This window comes from Zavarzinella formosa DSM 19928 (assembly GCF_000255705.1).
GTDB lineage: Bacteria > Planctomycetota > Planctomycetia > Gemmatales > Gemmataceae > Zavarzinella > Zavarzinella formosa.
In genome coordinates this window covers 79405-85845 of sequence record NZ_JH636451.1, presented here as the reverse complement: position 1 = coordinate 85845, position 6441 = coordinate 79405, and the positions used below count along the sequence as shown (strand labels likewise).

5 protein-coding genes and 1 pseudogene are annotated in these 6441 nt (G+C 62.2%); 4 read left to right on the top strand and 2 right to left on the bottom strand.

Going from position 1 to position 6441, the window contains the following annotated elements; genetic code table 11:
- Nucleotides 1–197: pseudogene (locus BGIM_RS55550) on the top strand (transposase); the annotation flags it as partial.
- Nucleotides 198–766: 569 nt separating this feature from the next.
- On the opposite strand, the gene BGIM_RS0142930 reads toward BGIM_RS55550, so the two are convergent.
- Both BGIM_RS0142930 and BGIM_RS55545 read right to left on the bottom strand, forming a co-directional pair.
- On the bottom strand, nucleotides 767–1804 hold the full coding sequence (locus BGIM_RS0142930) for a hypothetical protein (RefSeq protein WP_020475758.1): 1038 nt from the start codon (nucleotides 1802–1804) through the stop codon (nucleotides 767–769).
- A gap of 421 nt (nucleotides 1805–2225) precedes the next feature.
- Nucleotides 2226–3518, bottom strand: coding sequence for a Na+/H+ antiporter (locus BGIM_RS55545; RefSeq protein WP_157369862.1), 1293 nt, complete (start codon nucleotides 3516–3518; stop codon nucleotides 2226–2228).
- 203 nt (nucleotides 3519–3721) lie between these two features.
- Here BGIM_RS55545 and BGIM_RS0142920 point away from each other — a divergent pair, with 203 nt between their 5' ends.
- From BGIM_RS0142920 to BGIM_RS0142910, 3 genes are read left to right on the top strand one after another with little or no spacing between them, the layout of a single operon-like run.
- Nucleotides 3722–5053 carry a hypothetical protein gene (locus BGIM_RS0142920; RefSeq protein WP_157369861.1) on the top strand — a complete coding sequence of 444 codons (1332 nt, stop codon included), beginning with the start codon at nucleotides 3722–3724 and terminating at the stop codon, nucleotides 5051–5053.
- Nucleotides 5050–5259 carry a hypothetical protein gene (locus BGIM_RS0142915; protein WP_020475755.1) on the top strand — a complete coding sequence of 70 codons (210 nt, stop codon included), beginning with the start codon at nucleotides 5050–5052 and terminating at the stop codon, nucleotides 5257–5259. The genes BGIM_RS0142920 and BGIM_RS0142915 overlap by 4 nt, the downstream gene beginning before the upstream one ends.
- Entirely contained in the window at nucleotides 5256–6425 is a 1170-nt protein-coding gene (locus BGIM_RS0142910; RefSeq protein ID WP_020475754.1) for a hypothetical protein, read from the top strand. The genes BGIM_RS0142915 and BGIM_RS0142910 overlap by 4 nt, the downstream gene beginning before the upstream one ends.
- The last annotated feature ends 16 nt before the right edge of the window (nucleotides 6426–6441 follow it).

Genomic DNA, 6441 nt, shown 5'->3' with positions numbered 1-6441 from the left:
AGTCCGGCCTGACGACGAAGCAGAAAGAGCGCTGGCGACACCAGCGAACCCACGGCCTCTGCCTGGCGGTCCGCCGCCACAGCGAACAGGCCGACTTGGAATACCTGGCCCGCGCCATGCAAACACCCGGCGGAATCCGGCGTTTGCGACGAAAACTCCGGCAGGCCATCCCGGCCGAGTTTCGCACCGCCGGATAAAAAGCGCAACTTCAAAACTGGCGCGTCGGGCTATGGTTGCACCGGGATTTGGGCTTGGGAACCGGTCACGTCTTTTCATCCGGAACCACCCGCAGTCATAGCCCGACGCGCCAGCGAGGGTACCGCGACTCCCGGTGGTCCAACGACTCCCCGACGGGCTGACGACCCGGCCGATCATCCTTCCGGAGAGTCGTCAGAGCGGCGTCCTGCCGGGCGTAAAGACGTAACCTTTGCGGGGATCTGACCTTTACGCCACACCTTGCGGAACTCTGCCATAGGTGTGGCGGCCAAAGTGCCTTCTTTTGTCGGTCCGTTGGACCGAAAAACCATCCGTTTCCACCGCCACGCCAACCAGAACTCGGCTTTAGATCCGCAATATTGCGGATCTAAAGCCGATAATCCTTTTCTTTTCTTTTAGTGTGTCCAATGTGTCCAGTTTTTTGGCGTCATCGGCGAGGATGTCAAAGCGGGCTTGATGATGAAAATGCCGGAAATTTACGAGGATTTGATCCGGCCGGGGAGGTTTTTCAAGCCGTCGGCCGGGGTAATTTCGCCTTGACAGGATTTGGTCACGTTGGGTCGCTGGAATCGAGAAGGGGTTGGGAAGGGGTTTGAAACGGGTTGGGAACCGCCGTTTCTGAACAGGTTTCTGAACACTCGGCCGCATCGACAGCGATGGGATCGGCCGGCGTCTCGCTGACGACAACCGGCGGCATCGCCGCCTCCGCAACCACCAACCGTTGTGGCTGGCCCATCTCGGCGATGCGTTTTTTGGCCTCGCGGTTGGCGGCGCGTTTCTTGCGGGTGTACTCGCCGACGCGGGCGCGTTCGCAGGTTTTGCAATAGTGCGATTCTTTGGAAAACGAGACCATCGTGAGATCGCGATCGCAGCGGGAACAGTGTTTCAATTGTTCCTCGCCGGTCAGGCGGGCGAGGGCTTCTTCAATGGTCGCGCGGGAAACCAGTCGGCGCGGGCCTCTTCCCAAAATGGTCACCGAGACCAGCGGCAGTTCCTCCGGATCGCGGTCGTAGGTGATGTGGATGGAATCCACCGTCTCATCGGCCGACAGGGCCAGCAGTTGCCGGCCCAACGCCTCGGCCGGGCCTTCCCTGACCGGCTCCAGACAGTGAATCGCCGCCGGGTCCGCATCGCTGACGGCCGATTGCATCACCCGCAGGCCGATCAACCCGTTGCGGCCTTTCCCGGCCGACAGCGCCTGCCGCGTCAAGGTGTCCGATGCCGACACTCGGGGGGAAGCCAGCACCCGCACACACGAGGCGGCCACGTGTTGCAGCAGTTCCAGCGGGGCCTTGATCCGGCGCACGGCCAGCGTGGCCCGCTTGACATCATCCGGTTTGACGCCCGCCTTCGCCGCCCATTCCCGAAACTCCCCGTGCGGCGCCAGTTCCTTGGCCTCCAGCAGGATCTTCCCCAATCCGTAAATATCGGCGACTGTCTTGCGAGGGTGATTCTTCGCCCGCGACATCAGCGCGCGTAATCGCACGGTCGGGGGAATATTCTTGGGCGAGGAATCAACCGGGGCATCGGTCGCCAGCGCTGTTGTTTGGGGGCCGATAACCGGCCAATGGCCTTGATTGTTGTTCATGACTGTCAAAAACCATCGGGCAGATGGCGAGCAACGTGATGTTAATCCTCCCGCCTAGTTTCGCGCCGACAAATGGGCCATTTTCGGCGGGGATTCATGAAGGGTTATGGCCCGGTTTGGTGACGGGGGGTTGGCAAATCATTCCGGCGATTATCAATTGTCGCGTTTAATCGCACCGGCCAATGGTATTCGCCCCAAGGGGGCGCTCGAAAATAGCCAAGGGCGGTTGCCGCCCTTGGAAAATGACCGTTCCCCCCGGTCTCCGCCCCAACGGGGCGGCACATCAAACAAGTGCCGCCCCGTTGGGGCGGAAACCCATTATTTGCCGATGTTTCCAGGGGCGGCAACCGCCCCTGGCTATTTTCGGGCGCCCCCTTGGGGCGAATACCATCGTCCCCGTGGATCGCAATCGCCCATCCCCTCATTCCGGCATGGCCGGTGTTTCCTCATCCGGCTCGGCCAGCGAAGAAACACCCAGAATCCGGATCAGCAACGGCAGTGTCATTCCCTGTCCCACCAGCGTGACGAGGATGACCCCGAACGTGAGGAACAGGATCAAGTCCCGATCCGGGAACGGGCCTTCCGATGTGCTGGTCGGAAGTGACAGCGCCGCCGCGAGCGACACCACTCCGCGCATCCCGGCCCAGCCAACCACCGTCACCGCCTGCCAGGGCGGATACGCCACATCCCGCCCCAGCACAACCCGGTCAACCCATCTCGGCAGGTAAGCGCGGGGGTACATCCACAGCAACCTCGCCCCGATGACCACGCCGGAGATGATCGCCGCATGTCCGCACAGAGCCGGGAAACTGTGCCGGCTCTCCAGCGCATCCAAGACGACCGGGAGTTGAAAGCCGATCAGCAGGAAGATCAGCCCGGTGAGCAAAAATTCAACCATGCCCCAGACCGCCTTGGCCTCGACACACCAATTATGCCGGACGTTGCAGATGCCGAACCAGCCCACATACAACCCGGCGGAAACGGCCGCCAGCACCCCGCTGACGCCAGCCCGCTCGGCCGGAAGATACAGCAGGTACGGCGTTGAAAGACTGAGGGCGATGTGCAATTTCGGCTCGCCCAGACGGGTGTGCCGCAACCACTCGTGCGCCCGCACAATCACCCAAGCCCCGATTAATCCGATGGCGATTCCGCCGACGCTGACCGTCACGAACTCCAGGGCCGCCCGCTCGATCCGGAACGCCTCCCCGGCGACCACGGCGACGGCGATCCGAAGCGCGACCAGCGCCGAGGCATCATTCACAAGGCTTTCCCCCTCAAGCAGGGTGGTGATGATCCGGGGAACCCGAACCAACCGGGTGACGGCCACGGCGGCAACCGCATCCGGCGGGGACACGATGGCCCCAAGCACAAACGCGGCCGGCCACGACAGGCCCGCCAGATCATGCGCCGCCCAAGCCACCAAGACCGTGGTGAACAGCACCAACCCCACCGCCAGCGACAGGATCGGCCGGATGGACCGCCGAAACGCCGGCCAGTCCGTCTGAAACCCGGCCGCGTAGAGGAGCGGGGGCAGGAACCCAAGCATCACCAAATCCGGATTCAGACCGATATTCACGGCCCCGTCCTGAAGGCTCAGCAACAGGCCCCCGACGACGAGCAGGATTGGGTACGGGATCTTCAGCCAGCGTGCGAGAACCCCGATGCCGATGATGGCGACGACCAACCCGACGACAATTTCAATCTGATGATGCACCAATGCCCTCCCTGGCGTTGTCCGTCCGACGGTTGCGCGCCGCGCCGACGGATGTTCAGGCTCCCCTCTGTTTTAAGAACTTCATGCGGAAGTTGAGACACCGCTGCGACAAGGCCGCCTTTTTCGCCAAACGGCTCTTCGCTTCCGACCCCGCGAGAACCATTTCTCACCAATCACCGATTTGTAACCCCCATCATGGGGACATGGGAGCCACGTTCGCCGATCAACCGCTTGTCGATCCGAAGACCTTGTACGACCAGTGCCGGATGCTCGGGCTGCGTCAGGATTGGGTCGGGCTGGCCAACGGCCTTTGCAATCCCGCCGGCGTCCGCTCCGGCATCGGCCACTTGTTGATGACGCGGGCCTCGCTGGATCTCATTGACTTCAACACGCCCCAATCGCTGTCGATTTTTCACGAACCAACCAGCACGCAGATCGATTTTGAAAGCCTCGTCATCACCGAATGTGAGGCGATCACCCCGAGTTTTCCCGGCGATCCGGATGCCGTGTTTCATGTCCGTGTCGCCGACATCCGGCATCTGTGGCGTTTCGCGGTGATCGACGCCGGATTTAACCTCCGGGAGACGCCAACCGGGAATTATCGCAAGGAAACGACGTTTGAAGAAAGCGGCACGCCACACACCTGGCAGCAGATGTTTGACGCGGTTTGGGAAACGCTTCCGGCCGATTATCGCGGGGACACGCCGACCCTTCCCGAAGTGACCGAGGGAACGCCCGAGGCGTTCGACTTTTACGCGACTTATACCATCGACGCGATTGAAATGATTCTCGCCCGGCTTGGCTGCGCCCTGACATTCAACCCGACGGCCGACCCGGAAGACGCCATTTATTCGGTCGTTCCTCTCGGCGACCCGGATGCCTATGAAACGTTCACGGCATCGGTCGATGATCTGGCCCGGTTGCGTCTGGACGACAACGAAGGACTTGAGGGAAATCTCGGCCGTGTCCCCGCCCAGGTCAACGTGTTGTTTCGGAAACAAATGCCGGTCGCCAATGGCGAAAACCCATGGCACACGATCACGGTGGCCGATCCGAATGATCCTGTCCCCGGCCAATTAGAAGACACCACCGTCTGGCTGATTGATGATCTGACCGCCGACTACCAAGGCGACACGCTGACCAACGTGACCGGCCTGACCTCGCGGGCCGACTCGCGGGCGGCCGAGTATTTCCGGTCGGTCCGCCGCGACGGCCATTCATTGCGGCGGCTTGTGTATTCTGGGGCGCAAATCTCGATCCTGCCCGGCGAGTGGGTCTCCGAGGTGTCGTGGTTCGACCGTGGCGGCGGCGTGATGACCGAGGTGAAACTGATCCCCGACAACGGCCAGCCGACGGCGGAGTGGCCAGGGAACAAGCCACAGGCGTGGCGGGAAACGGAGATCGTCCGGCCGGACGACGAATCGGAGGACGAGCCGCCGGAAGGCTACACGGCCGGGAAAGTCGTGCGTTACGACGCGACCACGGGCGAATGGGTTGACCGACACGATTGCTGGATCAGGGACACCGACACATGACCCGAAAACTCACCAAATTCGTCGGCCACACCGAGGGCCGCCCGGTGTACGCGACCCCGCCGGCCACGGACGACACAAAGATGGTTCATCTTGACCCAACCACCGTCGACGACGAAGGCCTGATCGCGGGGCACATCGTGGAATTCGGCCCCGGTGACACGGACTATTCCGACGGCGAGGCCGTCCTGGTGCTGCTCGTCCCATGACACAATCCCGCGTCATCACCGTCAACACCAAGCTGTCGAAGGAAGGCACGCGCATCTTCGCGGCCCCGTCGCCCTGCTCGTCATCGGGATCGGGGGGCGGCGGCGATTGCAAGGTGCTAACCGGCAACTGTCCCGAGCCGATCTCCTGTTGCATGCTCGCCACCTTCGGGGGATCGCTCGCCGGCATTCCCCCGATCACGCTGGTCTATTATCCCCCCGGCGATTATTGGGGCTTCGGCGGGTCGATTGGATCGCCGGTGGTGACGCCGTGCGGGACCATCACCATTCTGGAATTCATCTCCGGGGGGCCGGCCGGCTTTCAACTCAGCCTGGCCCTCAACACCTTCACGTCGATTGCCACGGGATACCACACGGCCGGTTGTCCCAGGTCAACCGACCCCGGCACGTATTTCATCTGGGAGTCGGGTGACCAAGTCGCCGACGCCGGGTCATGTGCCGGGACGTTCACCGTCACGATCACCGAGACGTCATGCGACGGGGGAGGCGGCTCGGGATCGACCGGCGATTACCGCATCGGCGTGGACACGCTGTTGACAAAGGGCGGCGAGAGGATCTTCGCGGCGGTGAACTGCGCCGCCTCCGGACCGGCAGCTTATCGCATCGGCCGGGACACCGGTCTGTCGAAGGGCGGCAAACGGATCTTCGCGGCCGAACTTGACCCGTGTTGTGACGGGGGGCCGCCGACCCATGTGACCATCGGTTGTGCTGTGGGCAATATCGTCATGCCCGCGAGAATCATGATGACGTTGCAGTTACAAGATGGCAGTCCGGGGCCTTGGCCCATGCAGACCTCGCCCCTTTTGTTTAAGGGTCATTTCATGCTGGGATCTCCGCCCGGGGCGGTTTTGGAAACTTGGATATGGGACGGTGTGCAGGAGACGGCGTCTGGCTCCTGCCACGGGCCGCTATATTTTCGGTTGTTTCCGTCGTGCTCTCGGGATGACGTCACTTGCACGGCCTTCGTCGTGGCGAGCCGGTCGCCATTTCCACCGTACCCGTTCGACGCCGATCCACCGGGTAGCGTCAGCACTAATTTTCAGTTCCCCTGCGCCGGTCCGCTCTCGTCGGTCGGTGTGTATTTCTACCAGCTCAACGGACTTGCGGATTGCTATCTGTTTCTGCCAATTTTCTATTTTACGGAGTAAGCAGCATTGCCACCGC